The organism is Streptomyces sp. NPDC031049, from assembly GCF_055571015.1.
The window spans coordinates 213087-239832 of record NZ_JBVIGC010000008.1; the positions used below are offsets into that span (position 1 = coordinate 213087).

At 74.0% G+C, this 26746-nt stretch carries 22 protein-coding genes and 1 pseudogene; 11 read left to right on the forward strand and 12 right to left on the reverse strand.

Annotated elements, in window-relative coordinates:
* Window positions 1-6: 6 nt before the first annotated feature.
* The gene (locus ACZ45Q_RS16360; RefSeq protein ID WP_468260938.1) at window positions 7-660 is read right to left on the reverse strand and encodes a bifunctional DNA primase/polymerase; all 654 of its coding nucleotides are present in this window, start codon (window positions 658-660) and stop codon (window positions 7-9) included.
* Between the two features lie 332 nt (window positions 661-992).
* Here ACZ45Q_RS16360 and ACZ45Q_RS16365 point away from each other — a divergent pair, with 332 nt between their 5' ends.
* On the forward strand, window positions 993-2378 hold the full coding sequence (locus tag ACZ45Q_RS16365) for a transcriptional regulator (protein ID WP_468260941.1): 1386 nt from the start codon (window positions 993-995) through the stop codon (window positions 2376-2378).
* A gap of 202 nt (window positions 2379-2580) precedes the next feature.
* Window positions 2581-4365 (forward strand): hypothetical protein, encoded by a 1785-nt coding sequence (locus tag ACZ45Q_RS16370; RefSeq protein WP_468260943.1) that lies wholly within the window; start codon window positions 2581-2583, stop codon window positions 4363-4365.
* Window positions 4366-4425: 60 nt separating this feature from the next.
* Here the strand turns inward: ACZ45Q_RS16370 and ACZ45Q_RS16375 are convergent, their stop codons facing one another.
* The gene (locus ACZ45Q_RS16375) at window positions 4426-5733 is read right to left on the reverse strand and encodes an ABC transporter substrate-binding protein (protein WP_468260946.1); all 1308 of its coding nucleotides are present in this window, start codon (window positions 5731-5733) and stop codon (window positions 4426-4428) included.
* A 117-nt stretch (window positions 5734-5850) separates the two neighbouring features.
* Here ACZ45Q_RS16375 and ACZ45Q_RS16380 point away from each other — a divergent pair, with 117 nt between their 5' ends.
* Together ACZ45Q_RS16380 and purU are read left to right on the forward strand one after the other, a co-directional pair.
* Window positions 5851-6351 (forward strand): SCO4402 family protein, encoded by a 501-nt coding sequence (locus ACZ45Q_RS16380; RefSeq protein WP_468260948.1) that lies wholly within the window; start codon window positions 5851-5853, stop codon window positions 6349-6351.
* A gap of 92 nt (window positions 6352-6443) precedes the next feature.
* On the forward strand, window positions 6444-7325 hold the full coding sequence (gene purU / locus ACZ45Q_RS16385) for a formyltetrahydrofolate deformylase (RefSeq protein WP_468260951.1): 882 nt from the start codon (window positions 6444-6446) through the stop codon (window positions 7323-7325).
* 157 nt (window positions 7326-7482) lie between these two features.
* On the opposite strand, the gene ACZ45Q_RS16390 is transcribed toward purU, so the two are convergent.
* Window positions 7483-9048, reverse strand: a complete 1566-nt coding sequence (locus ACZ45Q_RS16390) for a zf-HC2 domain-containing protein (RefSeq protein ID WP_468260954.1) — start codon at window positions 9046-9048, stop codon at window positions 7483-7485.
* Complete coding sequence (locus tag ACZ45Q_RS16395; RefSeq protein ID WP_468260957.1) at window positions 9045-9626, reverse strand: sigma-70 family RNA polymerase sigma factor; 582 nt, start codon at window positions 9624-9626, stop codon at window positions 9045-9047. The genes ACZ45Q_RS16390 and ACZ45Q_RS16395 overlap by 4 nt, the downstream gene beginning before the upstream one ends.
* Before the next feature lie 331 nt (window positions 9627-9957).
* Between ACZ45Q_RS16395 and ACZ45Q_RS16400 the strand changes: the two genes are divergently transcribed.
* From ACZ45Q_RS16400 to ACZ45Q_RS16410, 3 genes are all read left to right on the forward strand, one after another.
* Window positions 9958-10338 (forward strand): STAS domain-containing protein, encoded by a 381-nt coding sequence (locus tag ACZ45Q_RS16400; protein WP_416526418.1) that lies wholly within the window; start codon window positions 9958-9960, stop codon window positions 10336-10338.
* A 162-nt stretch (window positions 10339-10500) separates the two neighbouring features.
* The gene (locus ACZ45Q_RS16405) at window positions 10501-11013 is read left to right on the forward strand and encodes an EF-hand domain-containing protein (RefSeq protein WP_468260960.1); all 513 of its coding nucleotides are present in this window, start codon (window positions 10501-10503) and stop codon (window positions 11011-11013) included.
* A 750-nt stretch (window positions 11014-11763) separates the two neighbouring features.
* Complete coding sequence (locus tag ACZ45Q_RS16410) at window positions 11764-12222, forward strand: ATP-binding protein (RefSeq protein ID WP_468261169.1); 459 nt, start codon at window positions 11764-11766, stop codon at window positions 12220-12222.
* A 375-nt stretch (window positions 12223-12597) separates the two neighbouring features.
* Here the strand turns inward: ACZ45Q_RS16410 and ACZ45Q_RS16415 are convergent, their stop codons facing one another.
* The gene (locus ACZ45Q_RS16415) at window positions 12598-13626 is read right to left on the reverse strand and encodes a GlxA family transcriptional regulator (RefSeq protein ID WP_468260963.1); all 1029 of its coding nucleotides are present in this window, start codon (window positions 13624-13626) and stop codon (window positions 12598-12600) included.
* A gap of 72 nt (window positions 13627-13698) precedes the next feature.
* On the opposite strand from ACZ45Q_RS16415, the gene ACZ45Q_RS16420 reads away from it, so the two are divergent.
* On the forward strand, window positions 13699-15030 hold the full coding sequence (locus tag ACZ45Q_RS16420; RefSeq protein WP_468260966.1) for an MFS transporter: 1332 nt from the start codon (window positions 13699-13701) through the stop codon (window positions 15028-15030).
* 5 nt (window positions 15031-15035) lie between these two features.
* Here the strand turns inward: ACZ45Q_RS16420 and ACZ45Q_RS16425 are convergent.
* From ACZ45Q_RS16425 to ACZ45Q_RS16440, 4 genes and pseudogenes are all read right to left on the reverse strand, one after another.
* A pseudogene (locus ACZ45Q_RS16425) lies at window positions 15036-16300 on the reverse strand (flavin-containing monooxygenase).
* A gap of 120 nt (window positions 16301-16420) precedes the next feature.
* On the reverse strand, window positions 16421-17086 hold the full coding sequence (locus ACZ45Q_RS16430) for a pyridoxine/pyridoxamine 5'-phosphate oxidase (RefSeq protein WP_468260969.1): 666 nt from the start codon (window positions 17084-17086) through the stop codon (window positions 16421-16423).
* Window positions 17087-17120: 34 nt separating this feature from the next.
* Window positions 17121-17546, reverse strand: a complete 426-nt coding sequence (locus ACZ45Q_RS16435) for a pyridoxamine 5'-phosphate oxidase family protein (protein ID WP_468260972.1) — start codon at window positions 17544-17546, stop codon at window positions 17121-17123.
* A 72-nt stretch (window positions 17547-17618) separates the two neighbouring features.
* Window positions 17619-18245 (reverse strand): LysE family translocator, encoded by a 627-nt coding sequence (locus tag ACZ45Q_RS16440; RefSeq protein ID WP_468260975.1) that lies wholly within the window; start codon window positions 18243-18245, stop codon window positions 17619-17621.
* 82 nt (window positions 18246-18327) lie between these two features.
* Here ACZ45Q_RS16440 and ACZ45Q_RS16445 point away from each other — a divergent pair, with 82 nt between their 5' ends.
* Window positions 18328-18780 carry an Lrp/AsnC family transcriptional regulator gene (locus tag ACZ45Q_RS16445; protein ID WP_468260978.1) on the forward strand — a complete coding sequence of 151 codons (453 nt, stop codon included), beginning with the start codon at window positions 18328-18330 and terminating at the stop codon, window positions 18778-18780.
* Between the two features lie 193 nt (window positions 18781-18973).
* On the opposite strand, the gene ACZ45Q_RS16450 is transcribed toward ACZ45Q_RS16445, so the two are convergent.
* Window positions 18974-19600 (reverse strand): TetR family transcriptional regulator, encoded by a 627-nt coding sequence (locus tag ACZ45Q_RS16450; RefSeq protein ID WP_468261172.1) that lies wholly within the window; start codon window positions 19598-19600, stop codon window positions 18974-18976.
* Between the two features lie 134 nt (window positions 19601-19734).
* Here ACZ45Q_RS16450 and kbpA point away from each other — a divergent pair, with 134 nt between their 5' ends.
* Together kbpA and afsK are read left to right on the forward strand one after the other, a co-directional pair.
* The gene (gene kbpA / locus ACZ45Q_RS16455) at window positions 19735-20475 is read left to right on the forward strand and encodes an AfsK-binding protein KbpA (RefSeq protein WP_468260980.1); all 741 of its coding nucleotides are present in this window, start codon (window positions 19735-19737) and stop codon (window positions 20473-20475) included.
* Window positions 20476-20656: 181 nt separating this feature from the next.
* On the forward strand, window positions 20657-23068 hold the full coding sequence (afsK, locus tag ACZ45Q_RS16460) for a protein serine/threonine kinase AfsK (protein WP_468260983.1): 2412 nt from the start codon (window positions 20657-20659) through the stop codon (window positions 23066-23068).
* A 303-nt stretch (window positions 23069-23371) separates the two neighbouring features.
* On the opposite strand, the gene afsS is transcribed toward afsK, so the two are convergent.
* Entirely contained in the window at window positions 23372-23557 is a 186-nt protein-coding gene (afsS, locus tag ACZ45Q_RS16465; protein ID WP_468260986.1) for a regulatory protein AfsS, read from the reverse strand.
* A gap of 212 nt (window positions 23558-23769) precedes the next feature.
* Complete coding sequence (afsR, locus tag ACZ45Q_RS16470; RefSeq protein WP_468260989.1) at window positions 23770-26733, reverse strand: SARP-family global regulator AfsR; 2964 nt, start codon at window positions 26731-26733, stop codon at window positions 23770-23772.
* Between the last annotated feature and the right edge of the window lie 13 nt (window positions 26734-26746).

Below are 26746 nucleotides of genomic sequence, written 5' to 3' on the forward strand. Positions count from 1 at the left end.
GCGGGACTACCGGTCCCGCCCGCACGCGTAGGCCAGCGGCGAGATCAGCTCCTCCGCGTCCGGCAGCCACCGGTTCGTCGCCGTGGGCGGGCAGGCCCACTGCACGGCCCCGCGCGTCCCGTACCGCGTCGGCGGCGCGGCGACGTACTCGCCCTCGCCGAGCGTGGTCAGATCGAGGGAGACGGGCGACCAGCCGAGCTTGCGCACCAGGTCCGGCACCTTCGCGGCGGCCCCGGGAAGGACGAAGAACCGCATCCGCCGGTCCGGGGCCAGCGTCACCGGACCGAGCGTCAGCTCCATCCGCCGCATCCGCGCCAGCGCCAGGAACCCGGCCGTCTCCGGCACGTCGATCGCGTCGAACGTCCGCCCCGTGGGCAGCAGGATCGATGCCGTCGGCCGCTGCTGCCACATCCGGCGGGCCACGGTCGCGCTGCCGGTGGCCTGGGCCGGCCAGTCCGCCGTCGCCGGGTGCGCGCCCGGGGCGGCGCACGCGGGGGCACCGCAGGAGCAGCGCTGCACCCCGTCGACGGCTTCCAGCCAGGTGCCGGGAAACACGTCCCAGTGGCGCTCCTCGGCGTAGCGAACGGCGGTCTCCAGCAGCGATGTCCCGCGCTGCTGGGGGATCTGTGCGGCTTCCGTGCCGGGGATCGTCTCTTCCACGTGGATCTCAACTCCCCTGCCCACCCCGGGTTACGGCCCGCGCACGCGCGGGGGAGGAGCACCACGCCGGTTCCCGGGGCGCATGGGTGCACAGGTGGGGGCGCGCGGGAGGAACCGGCGTGGGAGATGGGTAGCCAGGTCTGGGGCCGGCATCAGCCGTTACCCCGGCAATCCTCGCAAACCCCGCATCACCGGCACTTCGGCGGGGCATTGATCTTCACGGCCGGTTCCTTTCGCCCGGTTCGGACGCCGGAGCGCGGGGAGCCGCCCGCGGAAGACACGTCAACTCGGTGCGTGGGCAGGCACCCGAGCCATGAAGCAGGGGGTACGCCATGGCCGCAAGGCCTCTCGTCGCGCGGCAGCCGAACGAACGGTTGCAGGCGCTCATCCAGGAAGCGGGCTGCTCGAACGCGGGCCTGGCCCGCCGGGTCAACATGTGCGGCGCCGAGCACGGTCTCGATCTGCGCTACGACAAGACGTCCGTGGCCCGCTGGCTGCGCGGACAGCAGCCCCGGGGACGGGCGCCGGCGATCATCGCCGAGGCGCTGGGGCGGAAACTGGGCCGCACGGTCACGATCGACGAGATCGGCATGGCCAACGGCAAGAACCTCGCCTCCGGTGTCGGCCTCCAGTTCTCGCCGACGGTACTGGGAGCCATCGAGCAGGTGTGTGAGCTGTGGCGCAGCGACGTGGGGCGCCGGGACTTCCTGGCCGGCTCCTCCGTCGCCGCCTCCGCGCTGGTCGAGCCCAGCCGGGACTGGCTGATCTCGACGCCCGACGCGCAGGTGGCGCGCTCCGCCGGGCCCCGGGTGGGCCAGTCCGACGTCACGGCCGTGCGGGCCATGACCCAGGCGCTGGTCGACCTGGACCACCAGTACGGCAGCGGGCACGTCCGGCCGGTGGTGGTGCACTACCTCAACAGCGTCGTCTCCGGGCTGCTCGCCGGCTCCTACCGGGAGGCGGTGGGGCGCGACCTGTTCGCCGCCGTGGCCCGGCTGACCGAACTCGCCGGGTACATGGCCGTGGACACCGGCCAGCCGGGGCTGGCCCAGCGGTACTACATCCAGGCGCTGCGTCTGGCCCAGGCGGCGGGCGACCGGGGCTACGGCGGCTATGTGCTGGCGGCGTCCATGAGCCACCTCGCCGCGCAGCTCGGAAACCCGCGGGAGATCGCGCAGTTGGCGCGGGCGGCGCAGGAAGGGGCGCGCGGCCGGGTGACACCGCGCGCGGAGGCGATGTTCCACGCGGCCGAGGCGCGCGGGCACGCGCTGATGGGCGACGTCCGCGCGGCACAGTCGGCGGCGGGGCGCGCGATCGGCGCGCTGGAGTCGGCCGACGCCGCCTCCGGGGACGACCCGGCGTGGATCGCGCACTTCGACCAGGCCTACCTGGCCGACGAGTTGGCGCACTGCCACCGGGACCTGGGCCAGGCGGAGGCGGCGGCGCGGTGCGCCCAGCAGTCCCTGGCCGGGCATCCCGAGACCCGGGCGCGCAGGCGGGCCATCGGCTATGTGCTGCTGGCCACGGCGCAGGTGCAGCAGCGGGAGATCGAGGAGGCGTGCAGCACCGGTCTGAAGGCCGTGGAACTGCTGCGGAGTCTGCGCTCGGACCGGGGCGCCGAGTATCTGGAGGACTTCCAGCAGCGGCTGGAGCCGTACCGGGAGGAGGCGGTGGTACGGGAGTTCGGGGCGCGGCTCGACCTCCAGGCGGCGGCGTGAACGCCCGTCCGTCGGCGGCGTGAACACGGGGAGAACACACGCCGGATGAGACGCAGGCGACATCAACAGCGCGCCACGGCCTGGTTTTGTTACTGCCGTCACAGGGAAAGAGGTCACGTCCTGTGGGGCGTGGCAGCGGGCTCAGGGGACCCGGTAGCGTTTAGCCGACGTTGACGAAGGTCCCCCATTCGTAGGAGTCCCGGTGACGCAGAGTGGACAGGGCGAGGAGCCCTCGCGGCGCCCCGCGCGCGAAGGCATCGTGCTGCCCTCCGACGGCGGCGAGCCCCTGCTGCCGGGCCCGGCGGGCGGCCCCGCCGGTCACCCGGCCGGCGGGCCCGCGCCCTCCTCCGCGCCCGCCTCGGCACCGGCCGGCGGCCAGGCCTGGGACCAGCCCTGGGGACCGGACCGCCGGCCGGGCGCCGGCCCGGCCCCCGGCCAGGAGTGGGGCGCCGCGGCCGACCAGCCCTGGGACGCCCACCCGGCCCCGCAGCAGCCCCCGGCCGCCCAGCCGCCGTCGGGCGGGCCGGACGCCTGGTCCGCGCCGGGACAGGGGCGGCACGCGGCCGGCGGCGCCGCGTCCGGTCCGGGCCCGCTGCCCCCTGAGGGCGCCCCGCCCGCGTCGTACGGGACCCAGCAGCCGCAGTACGGAACCCAGCAGCCGCAGTACGGAACCCCGCAGCCGCAGTACGGGGCGGAGCAGCCGCCCTACGGCCGGCCCGACGCGGCCCACGGCGACCCGCACGGGACGTACGGCGGGAACGGAGCGCACGGGCAGCCGTCCGCGCCCCTGCCGCCCCCCGCGGACGAGGGCGCCACCCAGTACATACCGCCCGTGGCGGCTGCCGCCGACGAGGAAGCGACCCGTTACATACCGCCGGTGCCGGCGCCCGCGGACGAGGGCGCGACGCAGTACCTGCCGCCCGTCGCGCCGGGCGCGCTGCCGCCGGAGAACCCCGCCGGGGCCTCCTCGGAGGACACCCGGATGCTGCGCAGGCCCGCACAGCCCGGCCAGGGGCCCGCACCGATGCCGCCGGCCTCCGGGCCCGACGCCGAGGCCACCCAGTACATCGCGCCCGTGCCCGGACAGCCCGCGGGGGCGGCGTACGGTGCCGCGCCCGGCGCGGACGCCGCACGGCAGCCGCCCGCCGAGTTCGACAACCTCTTCCGCAGCGGGCCGGCCGGTGACGGAGCGGCCTCCGCCACCCAGCAGCTGCCCCGCTTCGACGAGCCGGGACCGCCCCACGCGGCCGGCCGGCCCGACCACGCCCCGCAGGGCCCCGGCGGCGGTGGCGGCCGGCGGCACGGCGGCCCGGACGGTGACGGCGGCGGCCGGGGCGGTCGCGGCGGGCGGACCGGCTCGCGGGTGCCGCTGCTCGCGGCCGTCGGCGTCGGCATCGCCGTCGTCGGGATCGGCGCGGGCGCGCTGCTCGGCGGCGGAGGCGGCCAGGAACAGGCCGACGACGCCAAGGAACCCCTGTCCGCCACGGCCCCCGCGCCGCAGGAATCCGCCTCCCCGTCGCCGAGCGTGGACCCGGCCGAACAGCAGGCGGCCGAGCTGGACAAGCTGCTCGCGGACAGCGGCGACAGCCGGACGATGGTGATCAACGCCGTGGCCGACGTGAAGTCCTGCGACAACCTCTCCCAGGCCGCCAAGGACCTGCGCGCCGCGGCCAAGCAGCGCACGGCACTGGTCACGCGCCTGAAGGGGATCGAGGTCGACAAGCTGCCGAACCACACGGCGCTGACCGCCCACCTCACCAAGGCCTGGCAGGCCTCCGCGTCGGCGGACAACCACTACGCGGCCTGGGCCGACCAGACGGCGGGCAAGAAGGGCTGCAAGAAGGGCAAGGCCCGCACCACCGACCAGACGCGGGCCGGCAACCGGGCCAGCGGCGTCGCCACCACCGAGAAGGGCAAGGCCGCCGGGCTCTGGAACGAGATCGCCCGCACGTACGGCCTGACCGAGCGGCAGCCGACCCAGCTGTGACGGGCGGCCCCGCGGGCCCTCGTGGGTCCCCGGGGCCGGCCGCCCCCGGGCCGGTGCGCGTCAGTGCACGTCGGCCTGGCGCAGCGTCTCCGTGGTGTCGAGCGAGTCCTTGCGGGCCGCCACCAGCCGCCCGTCCCGGACGACCTGGACGGTGACGTCGGTGTTGACCAGGCGCGGGAAGCCGACGGACGACAGCTTGTTGTCGAAGTGCCACTGGAGGGTCGGGGTGAGCCCGCCCGTGCCGACCTCGAGCCCGTCGTCCAGGGCCCGGGTGAGTGACCCGGCGCTCACCTCGCGGTCGCCGAGGGCCTCGACGATCTCCTTGAACGCGGTGTAGGCGATCCAGGTGGTCTGCACACCGGCGTCCGCCGGGTCGATGCGGTTGTCGCCGAAGGCCTCCTGCTGGATGACCTTCTTCATCGGCTCCCAGCGCGGATCGGTCGACACCGGGTACCAGCCGGTGACGTACGACCCCTCGTACGGGCTGGAGGAACCGCCGGTGGCGTTGATCGTCGACTGGTCGACGCTGCCCAGCACGGTGCCGGTGCGCACCCCGGGGTAGTCCTCGCGGGCCCGGCGGAAGGAGTCCATGAAGGTGCCGGTGCGGTCGCCGAGCACCGGGACCACACAGCCCTCCTTCCCGGCGCCGGCCGTGGCGTGCCGCAGCGCCTGCTCGGACTGGCCGCTGTACTCGGTGGCGTCCTCCGGCGCCCGCTGGTCGGCGGCGCGCTCGTGCCCGCCCGCCTGGAGACCGGAGTCGAGCATCCCGGCCAGCTGGTCGCCGGCGATGGTGTCGGGGCGGACGAGGGTGACGGGCCCGCAGTTCTGGGCGAGCGCGCTGCCGAGGCCGGACAGCAGCGTGGGCTGGCCGCCGTTGACCGGGTAGGACAGCGGGCTGGTGAACTCGGCGTTGGTGATGCCGTACCCGCCTATGTACGGGATGCCGGCGCCCTCCAGGACGGGGAAGAAGGAGTCGGCGTGCTGGCTGTAGGAGCCGACGACGGCGACCGCGCCCTCCTCGACGGCCTGCCGGGCGCACTTGGCGGCGGCGATGCTGTCGTTGTGCTCGTTGCAGGTCAGCACGGTCAGCTCGTGGCCGTTGATGCCGCCCTGCTTGTTGATCCAGCGGGCGTAGGCCTGGGCGAACGCGGGCATGCCGGGCTTGTTGGTGGCGCCGGTGTCCTGGGGAGCCCAGGTCATCACGGTGATCGGGGCGTCCCCGGCGCCCCCCGTGACGCCGGGGACGACCCCGCAGCCGGCGGCGAGCGAGGCGCAGGCCGCCACGGCGCCCGCGGTCAGGGCGCGTTTGCCGGCGGGTCGGAGGAGGCGGGAGAAGAGGGTGCGGGGGGTGCGAGGCCTGCCGGTCATGGTTCCGCACGATTCCGCCACACCGCTAACCTGGGAGTGACCTCCGGTCAACGAGGAGTGACACGGAGGTGAATTGCGGGGGCCGGTGGGGCGCGGCTGGAGGGGAACGTACGATCGATGACCGTGCAAGGTTCGGAGAACTCTTCCCGTCGCGGCCGTCGCTCCTCCACCATGGGCGGCATGCCCCTGAACGACATGCCGTGGTGGCGCTGGCGCAGCAACGTGCGCTCGGCGCTGCACATGCTCTCCGACCCCGCCTTCCAGCGGGACGTCTGGCTGGCCGGCGTGGACGGCTACGGCGACGTCACCGACGCGGTGTACCGGCTGGTCGAGGACACCTGGCTGGACCACTGGTCCGCCGAGAAGTACGTCGGCACGATCTTCCGTGACTCCCAGGAGGCGGCGCTCGTCGACACCGCCGTGCTGCGGGTGCTGCGGATCATGCACCAGGTGGGCCCGGACGCCCCCGTCGCCACGTACCTCGAGCACCCCGCGTGGCCGGAGGCGGTGCGGGCGGCCCGGGACGCGCACGTGCGGCTGGCGAGCAGCGACGGGGAGGACCCGGACACGGCGCCGCGCTCGCTGGAGGTGCTGAGCATCCTGACGCGGTCCGCGTAGCAGCCGACCGGGCGGGGCCGGTGCCGGTGCGGGCGGGTCCGGGTGGCGGGACGGACGCCGGGCGGGGCCTCGGATATGGGACCCTGTCCTGCATGAACGAGCAGTCCGCCTCCGCCGTGGTCCCCGCCGACCAGTACGTCCTCACGCTCGCCTGCCCGGACAAGCAGGGCATCGTGCACGCCGTGTCGAGCTACCTGTTCATGACCGGCTGCAACATCGAGGACAGCCAGCAGTTCGGCGACCACGACACGGGTCTGTTCTTCATGCGCGTCCACTTCTCGGCCGAGGCTCCGGTGACGGTGGCCAAGCTGCGCGCCAGCTTCGCGGCGATCGGCGACTCCTTCCAGATGGACTGGCAGATCCACCGGGCCGACGAGAAGATGCGCATCGTCCTGATGGTCAGCAAGTTCGGCCACTGCCTGAACGACCTGCTCTTCCGCGCCCGGATCGGTGCGCTGCCGGTGGAGATCGCCGCGGTGGTGTCCAATCACACCGACTTCGCCGAGCTGGTGGGGTCCTATGACATCCCCTTCCACCACATCCCCGTGACGAAGGACACCAAGCCGGAGGCGGAGGCGCGGCTGCTGGAGATCGTCCGCGAGGAGAACGTCGAGCTGGTGGTGCTGGCCCGCTACATGCAGGTCCTCTCCGACGACCTGTGCAAGCAGCTGGCCGGGCGGATCATCAACATCCACCACTCCTTCCTGCCGAGCTTCAAGGGCGCCAAGCCGTACCACCAGGCGCATGCGCGGGGCGTGAAGCTGATCGGCGCGACCGCGCACTACGTGACGGCCGACCTGGACGAGGGGCCGATCATCGAGCAGGAGGTCGAGCGCGTCGGCCACGACGTCACGCCGGACCAGCTGGTCGCGATCGGGCGGGACGTCGAGTGCCAGGCGCTGGCGCGGGCCGTGAAGTGGCACGCGGAGCGGCGGATTCTGCTGAACGGCCGGCGGACGGTCGTATTCGCCTAGGGGGCTGGGGGTTCGGGTTCGGGGGCGGCTGCGGGTGGTTCGTAGCTGGTCGCGCAGTTCCCCGCGCCCCTTTCAGGGGCGTCCACTGCACGTACCTCAAGAACTGCGCGAGCAACCACGACATACCCGCAGCCGCGCCCGAACCCGCCACCACCCCCTACATTCTGCTCAGGCTCGCCGCCGCGAACAGGACGTCCCTGATGGCGTCCCGGTCCCCGACCTGCCCCGCCGCGGCCTCCGCCGGCGGCACATGGCCGGCGGCCAGCCGGCAGAACTCCACCCCGTCCAGCGCGACGTGCGCCACCTCGTGCTCGGCGGAGGCCACCGCCGCGGGGGAGTCCAGCGGGATGAACCACTCGCCGCCGCCGGAGCCCTCGATCTCCAGCCGCAGACTGCGGCCCGGCTCTCCGGCCGCCACCAGGTGCCGGTGCGCGGCGGCCGAGGCGAGCCCGGACCGCCGGCGGGCGGCGAGCATGCCGGGCAGCATCCGGGCCGCGAGGTCGATCATGCGGTTCAGATGGCGTGGCGACGGCGGATCGTACGGGTAGTCCACGGCGTCCGCGATGTCCTCGGCGTGCACCCAGCACTCGAACGCCCGGTCCAGCAGCGCGTCGCGCAGCGGCAGCTCGAAGTCGCCGTAGGAGACCGGCAGTCCGCCCGAGGAGCTGCCGGTGAAGGCCGCCGTGCGGACGACGGCGTGGACCTGCTCCCGCCAGGGCGCCCGCACCGTGCGGGTGGGCGGGAAGTGCGAGGCGCGCCAGTACGCCTCGGTGCGGCTCGCGGGCGCCGGGGACCGCGCGGCGATCTCGCCGAGCGGGTCGTCCAGGCCGAGGGCGACGGCCACCAGCCCGTCGACGGTCAGCAGATGCGCGATGACCCCGGCGACGGTGGTCCGGCGGCTGGCGGTGCCGTCGCCCTCGAACCAGCGCAGCCGTACCGGGGCGTGCCACTCGGCGTCGCCGAAGTCCTGAAGCAGGGCGTCGAGCCGCGCCGTCTCGGCGTCGTACGGGACGGCCCACTCGGGCACCGGGATGCGTGGCGGGCGCCGCTCCAGGCAGCTCTCCAGGACGCGGGTGCGCAGGGCCGGGTCCAAGTCCAGGGTCTCCGCGCGCTGGAGCAGCCCGACGGCGTCGCGCAGCCGCAGCGCCTCCTCGGCGCAGGCGCCGCACAGGCCGAGGTGCTCCTCGACGGCCTCGGCCTCCGCCGGGGAACAGGCGGCCAGCGCCCAGGCCCCGAGGAGCGACTTCAGGACGTCGTGTTCCAGCACCAGCGGTCCGTTCCGTTCCGCGTCCTCGATGACCTGCGAGGGAGGGGGCAGCGGCACCGGCGAGTCCTCGACGGCGGCACGCGGCAGCGGGATCCGGGGCGGCCCGTGCCCCGCACCACCGGGGCCGCCCACGGCCCCGGAGCCGTCATTGCTGCCGGAGCCGTCACCGCTGCCAGACCCCCCACCGCCCGGGGAGCCGTCACCGGTGCCGGGCCTGCCGCCGGTGCCGGACCTGTCACCGGTCCCGGGCCTGCCGCCGGTGCCGGGGCGGTCACTGCTCCAGGAGCCGTCACCGGCCCCGAGCCTGCCACCGCCTTCGGACCCCGGGGCACGCCCGGGCCGGTTCCCGTCGGCGTCCTCCGGGCCTCCGTCGAAGGCCGGCCCGAAGGCGCCCTGGGCGGTGCCCTCCGTGCCGTCGGGTTCCTCGTGCCGTTCCAGCCCGCCGTACTCGCTCATGCCGCGCCCCCGTAGCCGGGCGGTGCCCCGGGCGCTCCCGCGTTGTGGGCCGTGGACAGCAGTTGCAGGCCCAGACGGAGCCGGCGGCGGGCCTCGTCCTCGGTGACCCCGAGGTCGGCGGCGGTCTGGCGGTAGTCGCGGCGCTGGAAGTAGGCCAGCTCCAGGGCGGCGCGCAGCGGAGCCGGCATGGACTGGACGATGTAGTCGGCGCGGGCGGCGACCGAGGCCCGGCGCACCTTGCTCTCCAGTTCCTCGGCGCTGCCGGCGGCGCCGCGCTCGAGGGCGGCGGTCTCCGTCGCGCGCAGCCGCTGGACCGCCAGCCGGTGGGTCAGCGCGGCGACCCAGCTGCGCAGCGGCCCCTGCCGGGGGTCGTAGGCGTCCGGGTGCTCCCAGACGTGTGCGAAGACGTCGCGCGTGATGCCGTCGGCGGCGCGCTCGTCACCGAGCACCCGGTGGGCGAGACCGTGCACGAGCGATGCGAACCGGTCGTAGAGCTCGCCGAGGGCGGCGGCCTCGCCGCGTGCGAGCCGCTGCTGCATCTTGCGGTCCCAGCGCAGCGGTGCGTCCCTTTTCGCCATGCGGCCCCTTCACCCCCTGCTCGTCCCCTCCAGCCTGCGGCCCTCGTCCCCTCGAATGTAGTCGGCACCGCCGACGGCGCACGCCCCTTTGTGACAAAGCGCGCCCCCGGTGGTCCGGTGGGTGGTAGGGCCACGCGGGCCCCTCGTCCCCTCCAGCGTGCGGCCGGATACGATCGAACAGGATCGAAAGCGACTAAAACAAGCCTCTTCCGATCGATGGCCGTTTCCGGCGCCGTGTTTGCGGGCACGGCCGGTGGGCAGGCGCGCGCCCAAGAAGCGTAGGCACTGCTTCCGTTTCGGACGAACCCGGACGAATCGCCGAGTGAAGGGCATGGTGGTGGCGTTCAATGTGACCGGAGCCGAGCAGGGCGAGTGGGCCGTGCTCCAGGTGTCGGGCGAACTGGACCTCGTGACGTCGCCCGTGCTGCGTCAGCGGGTCCACGACGTGGTGGCCGAGGGGCGCCACAGTCTCGTGCTGGACCTCTCCCAGGTGCTCTTCTGCGATTCCAGCGGCGTCGGGGTCCTCATCGCCTCCCGCCGGCTCATACGTTCCTGCCAGGGCAGCCTGCGCCTGATCCTGCCGGCCCGGGGCGCCGCCGACGGCTCCCACGTCAACCGGGTCCTCGGCGCCCTCGGTGTCCGCCGCCTGTTCGACGTCCACCCCGACCTGGCCTCCGCCACCGGCGACGAACCGCGCCCCCTGTCCGCGTAGCGCGTCCGCCCGGAGGGACCCGTCCGACGCGTTCCGGTGTTGTCCCGGAATTCCCCCGGTCTTGGCACAGGCGTCGCCTTCCGGCTCCGCGCCGGCCCCCGGCGTCGTACGCTCCGTGCGAGACGTACCCCATCCACGTGACGTAAAGGCGGCTCGAAAGACATGGTCAGCAGCGAGTACGAGCGCAGGATCGCCGCCCGGTTCGCCACCTTCGACCAGGACGGCAACGGCTACATCAACCGGCAGGACTTCAACGGCGCGGCCAAGGCGCTGCTCGCCGAGTTCGGCACCCCCGCCCGCTCCGACAAGGGGCAGGCCCTCTACGTCGGCGCCGAGGCGTTCTGGCAGGGCATGGCCGGGATCGCGGACCGGGACGGCGACCAGCGCATCACGCGCGAGGAGTTCGTCACCGGCGCGGTCAAGCGGCTGCGCGACAACCCCGACGGGTTCGCCGAGATCGCCCGCCCCTTCCTGCACGCCGCCCTGGACGTCGCCGACACCGACGGCGACGGAGCCGTCACCGTGGCCGACACCGCGCGCGTGCTCACCGTGTTCGGCGTGCCCGAGAACACCGCCAGATCGGCCGCCGCCGCACTCGACACCGACGGCGACGGCAGGATCGGCGAGGACGAGGTCATCCCCGCCTTCGCCCGCTACTTCACCGTTCCGGAATAGCGCCGACAGCGCAGGCCCGAGGCGCCGCAACACGCCCGGCCCCGGGAAAAGTTCGAGCGGCCGCCGGGAACTCCCCGGCGGCCGCTCCCGCATGCGCCGCGACACCGGTGTACGCACACCGGGACCGCCCGCACCGGGGGACCGCCCGCACCCGGCGCTCCCCTGGTCACCACCTGCCGCATCGGACCCACTACGCACGGTGATCCCGCCCTCGCCCCCGATCGCCGCGCCCCCGCCGGCCGCACCGCCCTGTACTGCGGGATCGACACACGACACCCATGGATGTCACGGATCGTGGCACGGCGTTGTCACGGAGCGTCGATGCCGGGTTGTGTCCTACGCGTGACCCGTAACGGGCCGGAGTCGGGGCCGTGCTCCGGTACCTTGTGGGGGATGCGAGTGGTCCCGAGCGCGAACCGTGCCGGTGTTGCCCCTGGGGCGGCTCCGGAACCGGCGGTGCGCACCGCCGCTCGCAGGGCGGATCGGCCGTCGGCCGCCGCCTGTTCGACTCCCCGCAACGAGCGTCGCACAGTATGCCGCACGGGTACTCCTTCGCGCTGGAATATGCCCGAAGCGCTTGTTGGGGTGACTGTACGTCAACCATGCTGTCTCACAGGGGACTCACGTTCCGTGATCCCTGCCCCGGCCGTTGTTCTGGCCATGCAGAAAATGGCTACGATCGTGGCCTTCGTGAGGCGCGAGCCTTTGTGTCCGCCGGTTCGGATGGTGTGAGCGGTGCAGGTGCTTCAAGTGCAGCTGGAGATCCGGCCCGACCCCGCGGAGGTCGGTCGGGCCCGCAGGTGGGCCCGCTCTAGGCTTGCCGGGTCGGGGATAGCGGTCGACGAGCCGCTCGCCGAGACGCTGGTCCTGCTCGTCTCCGAACTGGTCACCAACGCCGTGGTGCACACCGGCTGTCCGGCCGTGCTCCGGCTCTCCCTGCCCCCGTCGGAGGCCGAGGACGCCACCGTGCGCCTGGAGGTGGCCGACAACAGCGAACGCGCCCCGGTGCCCCGGTGCGTGGGCGGCGAGGCGACCGGCGGCCGGGGACTGGCCCTCGTCGACGGGCTCGCCGACCGCTGGGGCTGGAGCCGTGAGGACGGCGGCAAGCAGATCTGGTGCGAACTCGACCGGTGTTCCCAGGCCGCGGAACCGGCGGCACCCTGCGGCGGCACGGTGGCCTACGAAGGGTTCGCCTACGAGGCGGTGTAGCGGCCCGGCGCGGCGGTGCAGAGGTGCACGGGCCCGCCGCCCCGCGAGCGGTGGAGACGGCTGTGCGCCGGTGTGTGCTTCCGTGCGCGTCCGTCGTGAGCACGGTGCCGGTGAGGAATTCCCTGTTGGGTGTTGACGGCTCGTGACCGTTTGATCACGCTTGGGGTCAACGATTCGCCGTGAGGGGACGACGAGGGTTCGGTGACGGGAACCCTCGACGAGTGTGGGTCGTGATCCGGTGTCGCTTCCCGCAGGGCCACGGGAAGCAGGGGTGGGAACGCCGGGTCGGGTCGGCGGCGCGCGGTGCCGCGCTCGGGGCGGACAACGCCGCGCCGCCGGTCGGCCGTTCCCGCGTTGTCCACAGGCTGTGGACAACTATCCGGCGATACCGCTCCGGTCGCGGCCGACCTTTGCGGCGCCTCTGCTGCGGAAGGTGCGACGGTAAGCGGTGGGGGTGACGCCCAGGGCCGACTGGAGGTGTTGGCGCATCGACTGGGCCGTGCCGAAGCCCGCGTCGGCGGCGATCTGGTCGACGGACAGGTCGGTGGACTCCAGCAGGTGCCGGGCGCGTTCGACGCGCTGCTGGGTCAGCCACTGACCGGGGCTGATGCCGACCTCCTCGCGGAAGCGGCGGGTGAAGGTGCGGACCGACATCGCCTCCTGCTCGGCCATGTCCCGCAGCTGGATGGGCTCGTGCAGGCGCTCCAGCGCCCAGGCGCGGGCGCCCGTGGTGGTCGCCTGCTGCGGGTCGGGCACGGGGCGCTCGATGTACTGCGCCTGCCCGCCGTCCCGGTAGGGCGGCACGACCGTGCGGCGGGCCACCTCGTTGGCGACGGCCGTGCCGTGGTCGCGGCGCACGATGTGCACGCACAGGTCGATGCCGGCGGCGACCCCGGCCGAGGTCAGCACGTCCCCGTCGTCGATGAACAGCACGTCCGCGTCGACCCGGACCTTGGGGAACAGCCGCTGGAAGTGCTCGGCGGAGGCCCAGTGCGTGGTCGCCGGGCGGCCGTCGAGGTACCCGGCGGCGGCAAGGACGTAGCCGCCGGTGCAGATGGCGACGAGTCGGGTGCCGGGGTGGACCCGGTCGAGGGCGGCGGCCAGTTCCGGGGTGAGGACGCCGTCCTCGTGGACCGGGCCCAGCTCGTAGGAGGCCGGGACGACGACGGTGTCGGCGGTGGCCAGGGCCTCGGGTCCGTTCTCGACGAGCACCGCGAAGTCGGCGTCGGTGGCCACCGGCCCGGGCGGCCGGACCGAGCAGGTCACGACCTCGTAGAGCCGGCGTCCGGCCGCGTCCCTGGCGAGGCCGAAGATGCGCTGGGGGATGCCCAGTTCGAAGGGGAGCAGGCCGTCGAGGGCGAGGACCACGACGCGGTGCCGGGGGTGTGTCCGCTGCGACGTCATGGCCCGATCCTAGCGAACAGTGACTTCCGGGCCACTCGTCCCGGGCACACCGCGTACCGGAAGCTCTGTGACGTGACCCAGACAACCGACACCGCGGCAGCCGTGGGGCAGCCCGACCCCGCCCGCCCGCGCCGCTCCCGTCCGGGCCGCACCCGGGTGCACCGCGCCTGGTTCGTGGCCGCCGTGACCTTCGTGACGATCATCGGCGCCGCCGCCTTCCGTTCCGTCCCCGGCATCCTCATCGACCCGCTCCACCAGGACTTCGGCTGGTCGCGCGGCACGATCGGCGCCGCGGTCTCCGTCAACCTCGCGCTGTACGGGCTGACCGCCCCCTTCGCGGCGGCGCTGATGGACCGCTTCGGCATCCGGCGGGTGGTCGCCGTCGCCCTGACGCTGATCGCCCTCGGTTCCGGGCTCACCGTGTGGATGGACTCCGCCTGGCAGCTGATCCTGTGCTGGGGCCTGCTGGTCGGCCTGGGGTCGGGATCGATGGCACTGGCGTTCGCGGCCACGGTCACCAACCGCTGGTTCACCGAGCGGCGCGGCCTGGTCAGCGGCATCCTCACCGCCGCCTCCGCGTCCGGGCAGCTGATCTTCCTGCCCCTGCTGTCCTGGATCGTCGACCGGCACGACTGGCGGCCGGCCGCCGTCACGGTCGCGCTCGCCGCGCTCGCCGTCGTCCCCTTCGTCTGGCTGCTGCTGCACGACCACCCGGCCGACGTGGGCCAGAAGCCCTACGGGGCCGCGGAGTTCGTCCCCAAGCCCGCCCCCGTGCCCGGCGCCGCCCGGCGGGCGGTGAAGGTCCTGTTCTCGGCGATGCGCACCGGCCCGTTCTGGCTGCTGGCCGGCACCTTCGCCATCTGCGGCGCCTCGACCAACGGCCTGATCCAGACCCACTTCATCCCCGCCGCGCACGACCACCACATGCCCGTCACGGCGGCCGCCTCGCTGCTCGCCGTCATCGGCGTCTTCGACGTGGTCGGCACGATCGCCTCCGGCTGGTTCACCGACCGCTTCGAACCGCGCCGCCTGCTGGCCGTCTACTACGCCCTGCGCGGCGTCTCGCTCCTGTTCCTGCCGCTGCTTCTGGCCCCGACGGTCGAGATACCGATGGTCTTCTTCATCGTCTTCTACGGCCTCGACTGGGTCGCCACCGTGCCGCCCACCCTGGCCCTGTGCCGGGAGCACTACGGCGACGACAGCGCGATCGTCTTCGGCTGGGTGCTCGCCTCGCACCAGGTCGGTGCCGCGCTGGTCGCGTTCCTCGGCGGCGTCGCCCGCGACGCCTTCGGCTCGTACGACGTGGTCTGGTACGCCTCCGGTGCGCTGTGCGCGGCGGCGGCGCTGATGGCCCTGGTGATCCGCCGCCGCCCGGAGCGGGCGGTGCCCACCGCCCTGGCCTGATCCGTCTATCCGCCCGCCGGCAGCCGGGCGACCCGCTCCCCGCACTGCCCGGCCACGGCGCGGGCGATCCGTGCCGCGTCGAGGCGCAGTTCGCGGAGCATGCCGCTGACGGGGTTGGTGAAGCCGGTGAAGTACAGGCCCGGCGCGTCCTCAGGGGAACGGGCACCGCGCACCACCGGCGCGCCGCGGGCGTCGAGCACTCCGAGGTGACCGACGAGCGGCTCCAGGCCGCGGGCGTAGCCGGTGGCGGCGATCACGGCGTCCGGGACGACGCGGGTGCCGTCGGCGAGGGCCACCTCGCCGTCCTCGAAGCCCTCCACGGCGGCGACGATCCCCACCCGGCCCCGGCGCACGGCGTCGACGATGCCGACGTCCTGCACCGGGATCGCGCCCTCGGCCGCGCGGCTGAAGAGGCCGGAGTCCGGCCGGGGCAGCCCGTGGGCCGACAGATCGGGCACGGTGAGCCCGGTCAGCGGCCGGACGAGACCGTCGGCGAGCCGGACGGGCAGGTGCCGCACGAGGACGCCGGTGTGCTGGGCGGCCCACCAGACCGCCGAACGCCGCACCAGGTGCGGGGCGGTGCGCACCGCGAGCCGCACCCGGGCGGCGCCGCCCTCCACCAGGTCGACGGCGATCTCGGCGCCGGTGTTGCCGGCGCCGACGACCAGGACGTCGCGGCCTGCGTAGGGGCGCGCGTTGCGGTAGGCGGCGGCGTGCAGCAGCTCGCCGGGGTAGGTGTCCCGGCCGGGCCAGTCCGGCAGCCGGGGAGTGTGGTTGTGGCCCGTGGCGACCACCACCGCGGCGCCGGTCAGCTCGCGCCCGCCCGTGGCGCGCAGCAGCCAGCCGGTGCCGTCGGGGGTGCGCTCCACGCGGGAGACCTCGACGCCGGTGACGATCTCCAGGGCGTGGTGCTCGGCGTACGTCTCCAGGTACCGCACCACGTCGTCGCGGGCCGGCCAGCGCCCGAATCCGCGCGGCATCGGCAGTCCGGGCAGGCTCGACAGACGGCGGGTGGTGTGCAGGCGCAGCCGGTCGTAGTGGCCCCGCCAGGAGGCGCCGACCCGGTCGGAACGCTCCAGGACGACGGCGCGCATGCCCCGGGCGCGCGCAGCGCGTACGCGGCGGCGAGGCCGCCGGGGCCGCCGCCGATGACGTACACGGGCCGCGCGGGCGGGTCGGCGGGGGTCTCGCGGTTCCGTGCCGCGGGGGCGGCGGCCGGTTCGGCGGCCACTTCGGCGGGCGGAGCGTGGGACGCTGTGGAGTCGACCATGCGGCGAGCGTAATCGCGGACCAGGTTGATGGGTCTCGGTCAAGACGGAAAGTGATTGCGGATCGGTCACGAGACGGGAGGGGCCGGCCACGGGGAACAGTCGGCCACGGGTGGGCCCGGTCAGGGCCACAGCAGGCGGCGGGTCCAGCCCTGCTCGCCGCGGCGGTAGGTCAGGCGGACGTGGCGGCGGCGTTCGTCGCCCTGGAAGAACTCGACCTCGTCGGGGGACAGGCGGTACAGCGTCCAGGTCGGCACCGGGGCGTCCGGGTCCCGGGCGGCTCGCTCCCACGCCTCCCGCGACGCGTCCGCCAGCTCGTCCAGCGAGCCCAGCGGCCGGCTCTGACGGCCGGTCAGTGCGGCGGCGAGGGCGCCGGTGGAGCGGGCGTGCAGATCGGCTTGGCCCTCGGCGGCCGGCGCGGCGGTGACCGGGCCGCGCACGCGGACCTGGCGGCCCAGGACCGGCCAGTAGAAGACGAGCGCGGCGTAGGGGCGGGCGGCCAGGTGGCCGCCCTTGCGGCTGTCGGCGTGCGTGGCGAAGGACCAGCCGTCGGCGTCCGCGCCGTGCAGCATCACGATGCGCACGTCCGGCAGACCGTCCGCGTCCGCCGTCGCCAGCGACATGGTGTGCGGCTCGGTCTGGCCGGCCGCGACCGCCGCCGCGAACCACTGGGTGAACAGCGGCAGCGGGTCGGCGGGCGCGGACTCCGGATCGAACGGCGCCAGCGTGGTGACGGCGGGGTCCCACACCCGCAGCGACCTCAGCACTTCGGGGAACTCCGATTCCATGCGCCGATTGTCGCCCGTCGGGTCCGGCAGGGCCTCAGACCGTCCCCAGATCGGCCGACAGCCAGCGCTCGGGCCGCATCCGGACGACCGCCTGCTCGCCCTCGCTGTCCGAGAACGACTCGACGTAGCCGTCGACCTTCTCGGCGGGGAGGTAGCGGGCGGAGATCTCCCTGAGCTGCTCGACCGTACCGGTCGCGATGTCGACGACCGGTCCCTCCACCGACACGTACCGCACGGTGGGTTCGAGCCGGTCGACCATCAGCGAGAACCGGCCGGCGGCCTTGATCAGCTCGTATTTGCGGGAGTCGACCCCCGTCATGATCCAGACGTCGCCGCCGGGCTCGTACTGGTACCAGATCGGCACCGTGAGCGGGGCGCGTCCTGGGCCCGCGTCGACCGAGAACGCGGCGATGTGGGGCTCGGCCAGGAACTGTGCACGCTCTTCACGGGTCAGGGCCATTCAGCTCTCCTCAGCAGCGCGGGCGTCACCGACTGACCACTCAACGTCGCCGGACGCGCAGGTGTTCCCGGTTCAGAACGTCGCCAGCCGCTGCGCCAGCAGGAAGGCGCCGATGCCCAGCATCGCCGCCCCGGACGTGCGGGCCACCGCACGGGCCGCCGCCGGGCGGGCGCCCAGGACGGCACGGGCGGCGATCCCCACCGTGAGGTAGACGGCGGCGCAGCACGCCATGTGCAGCAGGCCCAGGGTCACGGTCTGCACCGGCACCGGCAGGTGCCCGCCCCCGGTGGACAGGAACTGCGGCAGGAGGGAGAGGTACAGCAGCAGGCCCTTGGGGTTCAGTCCGCTGATCGTGGCCCCGCGCAGGAAGACCCGGGAGCGGCTCGCCGCGGCCCCCGTGCCGTCGCCGGCCCCCGGCGTGGCCGGCCGGCGCAGGACGCCCCAGCCCAGCCACACGAGGTACGCCGCACCCGCCACGGTCAGCGCGGTGAGCAGCGCCGGCGACCCGGCGACGAGGACCGCGAGCCCGGCCGCCGCCAGCACCGTGTGCAGCGCGTACCCGGCGACCAGCCCGCCCACCGCCCACGTCACGGACCTCTCGCGCAGTCCGGCGGAGATCGCGTACGCCCAGTCCGCGCCCGGCACGCACACCAGCAGCAGGTCCAGGGCGAGGAAGGAGATCAGCGTTCCGGCGTCCATGAGGGGAAGATTAGGCCGATATGGCCCGAAGGTGTTCCCGGAGTTTGCCGCAAGATGCCGTCCAGGTGGAAAGATTTCCTCCATGGATGACGTGGACCGGAAGATTCTTGCCGAGCTCCAGCAGGACGGGCGGCTGACCGTGACCGAGCTGGCCGCCCGGGTGCGGCTGAGCGTCTCCCCGTGTCACCGGCGGCTGCGGGAGCTGGAGCGGTCGGGGGCGATCAGCGGCTACCGGGCGGTGGTGGACCCGGCGTCGGTGGGGCTGACCTTCGAGGCGCTGGTCTTCGTGTCGATGCGGCAGGAGGACCGGGAGACGGTCGCGGAGTTCGAGCGGGCCGTGAGCGAGGTGGCGGAGGTGCTCGAGGCGCAGCGGCTGTTCGGGGAACCGGACTATCTGCTGCGGGTGGTCGCCGCCGACCTCGCCGCCTACCAGCGGCTCTACGACGAGCGGCTGGCCACCCTGCCGGGTGTGCAGCGGCTGACCTCGACGCTGGTGATGAAGCACGTGGTGCACGACCGTCCGCTGCCCGCGTAGGCGGCCGGCCGCGAGGCCGATGCGGACGTAGGCCGATGCCCGCGTGGGCAGTCGCCCGCGCAGGCCGCTGTCCGCCTGGCGGGGCCCGGCCGCCGCGGAACTCCGTGCCGGAACGCGACAGGCGGCGGGCTCACCGGGAGAACCGCCGCCTGGCTGACAGGACTTGCAAGGGGCGGCGTCCGCCGCCTTCGGGCTACTTCGTCGGCTTCCTGCCGGTGATGCCCAGGTGGACCAACAGGGCCAGGTTCGGCTTGAGTTCCGCCTGCTTCACACCAAGGCCCTTCTGGTGCGAGGCGACCGCGGCGAGCATCGCCACCAGGGAACCGGCGATCGCCCCGGGGTTCACGTCCTTGTCGACCTTGCCCTTGGCCTGCAACTCGGCGACGGAGTCGGCCAGGGAGCTGTTCACCGAGTTCAGGATCTTCGTGCGGATCTTGTAGAACCGCTTGTCGCCCTCCGCGGCCCCGAGGTCCACGACGCGCAGGATGGCGTCGTTCTTCTTCCAGAAGTCCAGGAATCCGTCGACCAGTTCCTGCGCGGACTGCCACCCGGCCTTGCCGGTCCACGAGCGGCCCTCGACCAGCTCGGCCAGCCCGGCTCCCTCGGCGGCCATGTGCTCGGCGATCTCCAGGACGGCGCCTTCGACATCCGGGAAGTACTGGTAGAACGTCGCGGGCGAAGTGCCCGCCTTCCTGGCGACATCGATGACCTTGACGTCCCGGTAGGGGGAGGAGCTGAGCATCTCGCTGAGGCAGTCGAGCAGCTTCTGCCGGGTCGCCTGCCCACGTCGGCCGGCCACGCGGCCGTCGACGGTACGCACTTGTCCTGTCATGCCGTCAGCTTACCGACGGGTGATCCTGGCGCGATTTGGCCGACTGCAAATGGGGTGCACGGGTGCTCAGGGGCTGGTGTGCCTGGTCTGCGGGGTGCGGGAGCCGCGGTTACTTTGGCGACATGGCCGAGAACAGCGCATCCGCGTACACCGAGGGCGTCCCCTGCTGGGTGGACGCGCAGCTTCCCGACGTCGAGGCGGGCAAGCGCTTCTACGGCGAGCTTTTCGGGTGGACGTTCCCCGACGCGGCGGACGGTGCGGGGGAGGGCGGCGGGAGCGTCGAGGCCCGGCTGGACGGGGAGCCGGTGGCCGCGCTGGTGCGCAAGACCGACGGGCGGATGCCCACGGTGTGGACGGTGTACTTCCACACCCCGGACGCGCGTGCGCTGGCCGGCCGGATCACGGCCGGCGGCGGCCAGCTCGTCACCGGGCCCGCGACGGTCGGCGACCGCGGCGTCGCCGCCCTGGCAGCCGATCCCCAGGGCGCCGTCTTCGGCCTGTGGCAGCCCGGCGGCCACGCCGGTTTCGGCCGGCGGCACGAGCCGGGCAGCTTCGCCTGGGCCGAGCTGTACACCCGGGACACCGAGGCCGCCAACACCTTCTACGGGGACCTCTTCCACGAAGCCCTGTTCGGGCCCGGCGCCGACCCCGACTTCGGACGCGCCCCGGTCTCCGGCGTCTTCCCGGCCGAGATGCCGCCGCACTTCCTCGTCCACTTCGCCGTGGCCGACCGCGAGGCGGCGCTCGGGGAGGTGGCCCGGCTCGGCGGCCGGGTGCAGGTTCCGCCCTTCGAGACGTCGTACGGCTCGGTGGCCGTGGTCACGGACGACCAGGGGGCGTCGTTCGCGCTGCTCCAGCGCTGAACCCACCCTCTCCAGCCATGCTCTTTGGGGTGGGACACCCCATTTGTCCGAGGGTTCGCCAGCAGCGCTCCGGCCAGGAAGAATCGGGGTGCGTGCCGCCGCGGCGGTGCGGTGGTGAGACGCTGCACTCGGTCGCGTACATAAGTGGGTGACGCGGCTCGTACGGGGAGGTGGCAGGCAAGTGGTGGATCAGCTGACGCAGCACGATCCTCGGCGGATCGGGCCGTTCGAGGTGCTGGGACGGCTGGGGGCCGGCGGCATGGGGCTGGTCTATCTCGCGCGGTCGGCGTCCGGGCGCCGCGTGGCGATCAAGACGGTCCGGACGGAACTCGCCGAGGACCAGCTGTTCCGCGTCCGCTTCACCCGGGAGGTGGAGGCGGCGCGCGCGGTCTCCGGCTTCTACACGGCGGCCGTGGTCGACGCCGATCCCCGCGCGGCCGTGCCCTGGCTGGCCACCGCGTACGTGCCCGCGCCCTCCCTCGAGGAGATAGTGAACGAGTGCGGGCCGCTGCCGGCCCAGGCCGTGCGCTGGCTGGCGGCCGGCGTCGCCGAGGCCCTCCAGTCGATCCACGGTGCGGGGCTGGTCCACCGCGACCTCAAGCCGTCCAACGTCCTGGTCGTCGAGGACGGCCCCCGGGTGATCGACTTCGGTATCGCCTCGGGTGTTTCGAACACCCGTCTGACGATGACCAACGTCGCCGTCGGCACGCCCGCCTACATGTCCCCGGAGCAGGCCAAGGACTCCCGCAGCGTCACCGGCGCCAGCGACGTCTTCTCGCTCGGCTCCACCCTCGTCTTCGCCGCCACCGGGCACGCCCCCTTCCACGGCGCCAACCCCGTCGAGACCGTGTTCATGCTGCTGCGCGAGGGCCCCGACCTGGACGGTCTGCCCGAGGAGCTGCGCCCGCTGATCGAGTCCTGCATGCAGATGGAGGCCGCCGCCCGCCCCAGCCCGGCCGACCTCCAGGCGCAGCTGGCCCCGCACCTGTTCGGCTCCGGCTCCGACGACAGCGGTACGGCGTCGGCGTGGCTGCCCGAGCGGGCGGTGAGCCTGATCGAGGCCCGCCGCAACGGCCGCCCGCCCGCCAAGACCGCCCACGGCGGCGCCCGGAGCGGCGGCAGCGGCGGTCACCGCCCGCCCGCCGTACCGCCCCCGCCGGCGCACGACCCCGTCGTCCCGGCGTCCGCGCAGGATGCCGCGGCGCAGGCCGCGCCGGTGCCCGCGGCGGTCGGCGCCCCCGACACCGGGCCCGTGCGGCTGGCCGGCGCCGCCGTGCCCATCGGCCCCGGCCCCCGGGCCGCCGCCATGCGCGCCGCCGCCGTGCAGGCGCCGCCCCCGGAGGCCGCCCTGGCCGGCTCCTGGTCCAGGCCGCGCCCCGGCGTCAATGGCGCGGACCCCGCCGGCGCCGCCGCCGCACCGCCCGCGCCGCCCGCCCCCGCCGTGCCCCCGGAAGCGGCGGCCACCGGCTGGCGTCCCTGGCGCTTCCGGATGTCCAACGACGTCTGGGGCACCCCGTCCGTCGCCGGCGACCTGGTCTACGTCACCTCCTTCGAGGTGCACGCCCTGGACGTGGCGACCGGCCGCCGCCGCTTCAAGACCCGGGACGTGGCCTGGTCCATGGCGGTCGCGGACGGCCGGGTGCACGCCTCCGACGGCCCCACCCTCTTCGCGCTCGACGCGCGCGAGGGCACGGACCTGTGGCGCCTCCAGACCGATGCCTGGGTCTACTCCCTGAAGGCCGGCCGGGGCACGGTCGTCACCGGCACCCGCGGCGGCGGCGTCCAGGGCTGGGAGGCCGCAGGCGGCCAGAAGCTGTGGGAGATCACCGGCTGCCAGACCGACTTCGAGTCGCCGGAGGCCGGCCCGGTGCTCCACGACGGCACGGTGTACGTCTGGCAGGACGCCCGGCTGCGCGCCCTGGACGCCCGTACGGGCGACGAGCGCTGGTCGTACCCGATCGGCGACGCGGCCTCCTGCGGCGGTGTGCCGGTCCGGGTGGCGCAGGCGCCCGACGGCTACGCGTACGTCTCCGCCGGCACCCGCGTCCTCGCCCTGGACGTGGGCAGCGGCCACGTCAAATGGCACTTCGAGGCACCGGCGGTCTTCCTCTCCCCGCCCGCCTTCGTGCCGGGCCCGGCCGTCGCCGGCGGCGGGGTCTACCTGGCCGACTACCTCGGCACCGTCTACGCCCTCGACGCGTCCGACGGCCGGGACCGCTGGCGCATCGCCACCGAGTCCCGGACCTCGACCGACCCGGTGCTGGTCGCCGCGGGCCACGTCCACGTCGGCAGCGGCAAGGGCCTGTACACGCTCGACGCGGTCACCGGCACGCCCAAGTGGCGCTTCCAGGCCGGCGGGGACATCGTCGGCGCTCCCGCGGTGGCCGAGGGCCGCATCCACTTCGGCTCCACGGACCACCTCCTCTACACGCTCAAGGCGGACGACGGCCGGCTGCGCTGGAAGCTGGCGACCGGCGGGGAGATCACCGGGTCCCCGGTCGTCCGCGACGGGATCGTGTACGCGTGCAGCAAGGACCGGTGCGTGTACGCGCTGGACGCGGAGAAGGGGACGGGCACGGCGCGCACGGCGTGACCGGGGCGCGCGGTTGCCGCGGATACGCGGTTGTGGCGTCACGATGACCTGTCTGTGACAGACCGTCAGTATCGTGGAGGCATGCGCTCATCGAAGGAGGTGAGGTCATGTACGCGATGGTTCGATCGGTGCGGATGACGGGAGCGACCAGGCTGCTGATCCTCACCTCGGACTTCAGTTGCGCGTGATCCCGTGACGAGAGGCGGGGCCCGGAATCATCTCCGGGCCCCGCCTCTTGGCATGCATCGGCCGCGGCGGCTCCCCCTCCGCGCCGCCGCGGCCGACCCCCGCTGGGGAGTGGGTCTACTGACCGTCGCGGTCCAGGGCGGGCGGGGCGGGCATGCTGTTGTCCAGCGTGGTGATGCCCTCGTTCTTGGCAGGCTCGGTCGGCATGCTGTTGTCCTGCGTGGTCGCGCCGCCGTCCTTGGGCGGAGCGGGCATGCTGTTGTCCTGCGTGGTGGCGTCCGTGTCCTTCTTCGCGTCGCTCATGGGTCGGCTTCCTCTGCGTTCGTGACGAGTCGGGAACGCCCGCCCGGAAACTCCCCCGAGGGTCACCGGACGGGCGTTCGGAGCCGCACACTAGCCTGTCGGGCTCCTTCCGGACCGCCTGCCCCCCGACGCGACGGTCCGACTGATTCGAGAGTGCCGGACCGGGATAAACGAATGCTGAACGTCCGCCCCCGACTGCTGGAGCAGTCCGGTCACCCGGCCGGGTCCGGGCTCAACAAGGCGCGCACGGAGGCCGCTTCGACGGCGCCGCTCTGCTCGTAGAGGCGGAGCGCGTCCCGCCAGCACGCCCTGGCCCGGTCGGCCTGTCCCAGCGCGGACAGTGCCCGGCCCAGGAGGGACACGATGTTGCCTCGCATCCTGTCCCCGCCGACACAACCCAACGTGAGCGCCTGATCGGCATGCTGAGCCGCCAGGGCGGGCTCGCCGGCCGCCAAGTGCACCTCCGCGATCCGGAAGTGGGTGTTGCCGACCCAGAGCCGCTGGCGGTGTTCGCTGAAGATGTTCTGGGCGTCCGTGAACTGTCCGAGCGCTTCGTCGTGGCGGCAGGCCTTGGCCAGCGCCAGCCCCAGGGCGAAGTGCGCGCTGGCCCGGCGCATGGGCTTGCCCAGCTCCGAGTGGACGGTCAGGCTGTGCCGTGCGATGGCCACCGCCCTGGAGACGTCGTCCATGCCCAGGTAGGCCCGCGAGAGGTTGGCCAGTGTCACCGCTTCACCGAGTCGGTTGCCCGCGGCCCGATGGCCCTCGATCGCCTGCTTGAACAGCGTTTCGCCGTCTGCGTGGCGTCCCTGGTGCAGGCAGATCAGCCCCCGGTCGTTCGCCACCCAGCTGACCGCGGTCGCGTCCTGTGCCGAGGTCGCGAGCTCCATCGCGCTGTGCGCCTCCTCCTCCGCGTCCTCGATGCGCCCGTAGACGAGCAGGACGTTGGTGAGGGTCGTGCGCGCTCTCCCTTCGGCGCGGACGTCTCCCGCCGCGCGGGTGGCGTCGCACATGGCCCTGGCCGTCGTCTCGTACTGGTGGGAGTTGGCCCCTGACTCCGTCAAGTCCTTGGCCGCCCAGAGCAGATCGACCGCACGCCTGAGGCGGTCCGTGCCCGCCGCCTGCCGTACGCAGGCCAGGACGGGCGCGGCTTCGCTGTAGAGCCAGTCCAGCGCTTCGGAACCGGAGGTGAAACGCATGCCGGGATACCGCGTCGGTTCCAGGTCGTCCACCAGCCGGTCCCCCGGCCGCTCGATGGCGTACACCCGTGCCGCCGTCGCCAGGTAGAAGTCCAGGAGGCGGGAGAGGGCCGCCTCGCGTTCGCCGACGGGGTGTTCGTCGCGTTCGGCGCAGGCACGCGCGTAGAGGCGTACCAGGTCGTGGAAGCGGTAGCGGCCCGGGGCCGCCGATTCCAGGAGGGACGTGTCGACCAGGGACTCCAGCAGGTCCTCCGTCTCCTCCGGCGGGAGGTCCAGGACCGCTGCCGCCGCGGCCAGGGAGATGTCCGGGCCGTCGGCCAGGCCCAGCAGCCGGAAGGCGCGGGCCTGGGCCGGTTCCAGCTGGCCGTAGCCGAGTTCGAAGGTCGCCTTGACCGCCAGGTCGCCGGCCTGGAGTTCGTCCAGTCTGCGGCGCTCGTCCGCCAGTTTGGCCGCCAGGACCGACACCGTCCAGGTGCGGCGCGCCGCCAGGCGGGACGCCGCGATGCGGATCGCCAGCGGCAGGAAGCCGCACGCCGCCACCACGTCCAGGGCCGCCTGCCGCTCCGAGGCCACCCTCTCCTCGCCCACGATCTTCGTGAACAGGGCCAGCGCCTCGTCGGGCGACATCACGTCCAGGTCGACCAGGTGCGCCCCGGCGAGGTCCACCATGCGGACCCGCGACGTCACCAGGCACGCGCAGCCCGCCGTGCCGGGCAGCAGCGGGCGGACCTGGGCCGCGTCGCGGGCGTTGTCCAGCAGGACCAGGACCCGGCGGCCGTCCAGGACCGACCGGTACAGCGCCGCCCGCTCCTGAAGCGTGTCCGGGATCGCCGCGTCCGGTGTGCCCAGGGCGCGGAGGAAGGAGCCGAGGACCGTCTCCGGTTCGGCGGCGCGGGCGCCGGCGCCCTGGAGGTCGACGTACAGCTGCCCGTCGGGGAAGGCGGCCCGCGCGCCGTGGGCCACGTGCACCGCCAGGGTCGTCTTGCCCACGCCGCCGATGCCCGCCAGCGCCGACACCGCCATCACCTGGCCCTCGGCGCCGGTCGCCGACGCCAGGACGTCGCTCAGTTCGCGGACGAAGGAGGCCCGCCCGGTGAAGTCCGGCACGCTCGCCGGGAGCTGGGCCGGGCGGACCGGGGCCGCCGCCGGTTCCGCCGCGGGGGACGACGGTTCCGCCAGGGCCGGGTCCGCGCGCAGCACCCGCTGCTGGAGTTCGCGCAGCGCGGGGCCCGGGTCGACGCCCAGTTCCTCCGCCAGCAGCCGCCGGGTGTCCGCGTACACCGCCAGGGCCTCCGCCTGGCGTCCGCTGCGGTACAGGGCGAGCATCAGCAGTTCGCGCAGGCGCTCGCGGAGCGGGTGTGCCGCCGTCAGCGCCGTGAGTTCCGAGACCGCCTCGGCGTGGCAGCCCTGCTCCAGGTCCATGTCCAGGCGGGACTCCAGGAGTTGCAGGCGCCACTCCTCCAGCCGCACCCGCTGCGCCTCCGCGTACGGGCCGGGGACGCCGGCCAGCGCCTCGCCGTCCCACAGGGCCAGCGCCCGGCGCAGGGTCTCCCGCGCCTGGCACAGGTCACCGGAGCTCCTGGCCTTCTCCGCCCGCGCCGCGAGGTCCTGGGCGACGGCCAGGTCCAGGGCGCCGTCGGCCGGTCCGCGCACGGCGTACCCGCCCGACTCGCTCACCAGCACGCCGGGGTCGAGCACCTTGCGCAGCCGGGACGCGTACGTCCGTACCGCCGCCAGCGCCTGCGACGGTGGCTCCTCGCCCCACAGGGCGTCGATCAGCTCGGCCGCCGTGGCCGTACGGCCCTCGCGCAGCAGCAGGGCGGCCAGCAGTGCGCGCTGCTGGGGGGAGCCGGTGGCCAGCGGTTCCTCGCCGCGCCAGGCACGCACCGGGCCGAGCACACCGAAACGCAGGGGCGCCGCCGGTTCGGGCGAGGTGCCGCCGGCGTGCCGCTGCTCCGGGACCCGCGGTTCACCGTCCATGCCGTCGTCCCCC

Excerpts from the sequence above, each read along its gene's own strand:
- ACZ45Q_RS16375 (WP_468260946.1), bottom strand. The coding sequence starts at position 5,733 with ATGACCGGCAGGCCTCGCACCCCCCGCACCCTCTTCTCCCGCCTCCTC.
- ACZ45Q_RS16405 (WP_468260960.1), top strand. The coding sequence starts at position 10,501 with ATGGTCAGCAGCGAGTACGAGCGCAGGATCGCCGCCCGGTTCGCCACC.
- ACZ45Q_RS16390 (WP_468260954.1), bottom strand. The coding sequence starts at position 9,048 with ATGAGCGAGTACGGCGGGCTGGAACGGCACGAGGAACCCGACGGCACG.
- ACZ45Q_RS16440 (WP_468260975.1), bottom strand. The coding sequence starts at position 18,245 with ATGGACGCCGGAACGCTGATCTCCTTCCTCGCCCTGGACCTGCTGCTG.
- ACZ45Q_RS16380 (WP_468260948.1), top strand. The coding sequence starts at position 5,851 with ATGACCGTGCAAGGTTCGGAGAACTCTTCCCGTCGCGGCCGTCGCTCC.
- ACZ45Q_RS16445 (WP_468260978.1), top strand. The coding sequence starts at position 18,328 with ATGGATGACGTGGACCGGAAGATTCTTGCCGAGCTCCAGCAGGACGGG.
- kbpA (WP_468260980.1), top strand. The coding sequence starts at position 19,735 with ATGGCCGAGAACAGCGCATCCGCGTACACCGAGGGCGTCCCCTGCTGG.
- afsR (WP_468260989.1), bottom strand. The coding sequence starts at position 26,733 with ATGGACGGTGAACCGCGGGTCCCGGAGCAGCGGCACGCCGGCGGCACC.
- ACZ45Q_RS16365 (WP_468260941.1), top strand. The coding sequence starts at position 993 with ATGGCCGCAAGGCCTCTCGTCGCGCGGCAGCCGAACGAACGGTTGCAG.
- purU (WP_468260951.1), top strand. The coding sequence starts at position 6,444 with ATGAACGAGCAGTCCGCCTCCGCCGTGGTCCCCGCCGACCAGTACGTC.
- ACZ45Q_RS16430 (WP_468260969.1), bottom strand. The coding sequence starts at position 17,086 with ATGGAATCGGAGTTCCCCGAAGTGCTGAGGTCGCTGCGGGTGTGGGAC.
- ACZ45Q_RS16395 (WP_468260957.1), bottom strand. The coding sequence starts at position 9,626 with ATGGCGAAAAGGGACGCACCGCTGCGCTGGGACCGCAAGATGCAGCAG.
- afsS (WP_468260986.1), bottom strand. The coding sequence starts at position 23,557 with ATGAGCGACGCGAAGAAGGACACGGACGCCACCACGCAGGACAACAGC.
- ACZ45Q_RS16435 (WP_468260972.1), bottom strand. The coding sequence starts at position 17,546 with ATGGCCCTGACCCGTGAAGAGCGTGCACAGTTCCTGGCCGAGCCCCAC.
- ACZ45Q_RS16415 (WP_468260963.1), bottom strand. The coding sequence starts at position 13,626 with ATGACGTCGCAGCGGACACACCCCCGGCACCGCGTCGTGGTCCTCGCC.
- ACZ45Q_RS16400 (WP_416526418.1), top strand. The coding sequence starts at position 9,958 with ATGGTGGTGGCGTTCAATGTGACCGGAGCCGAGCAGGGCGAGTGGGCC.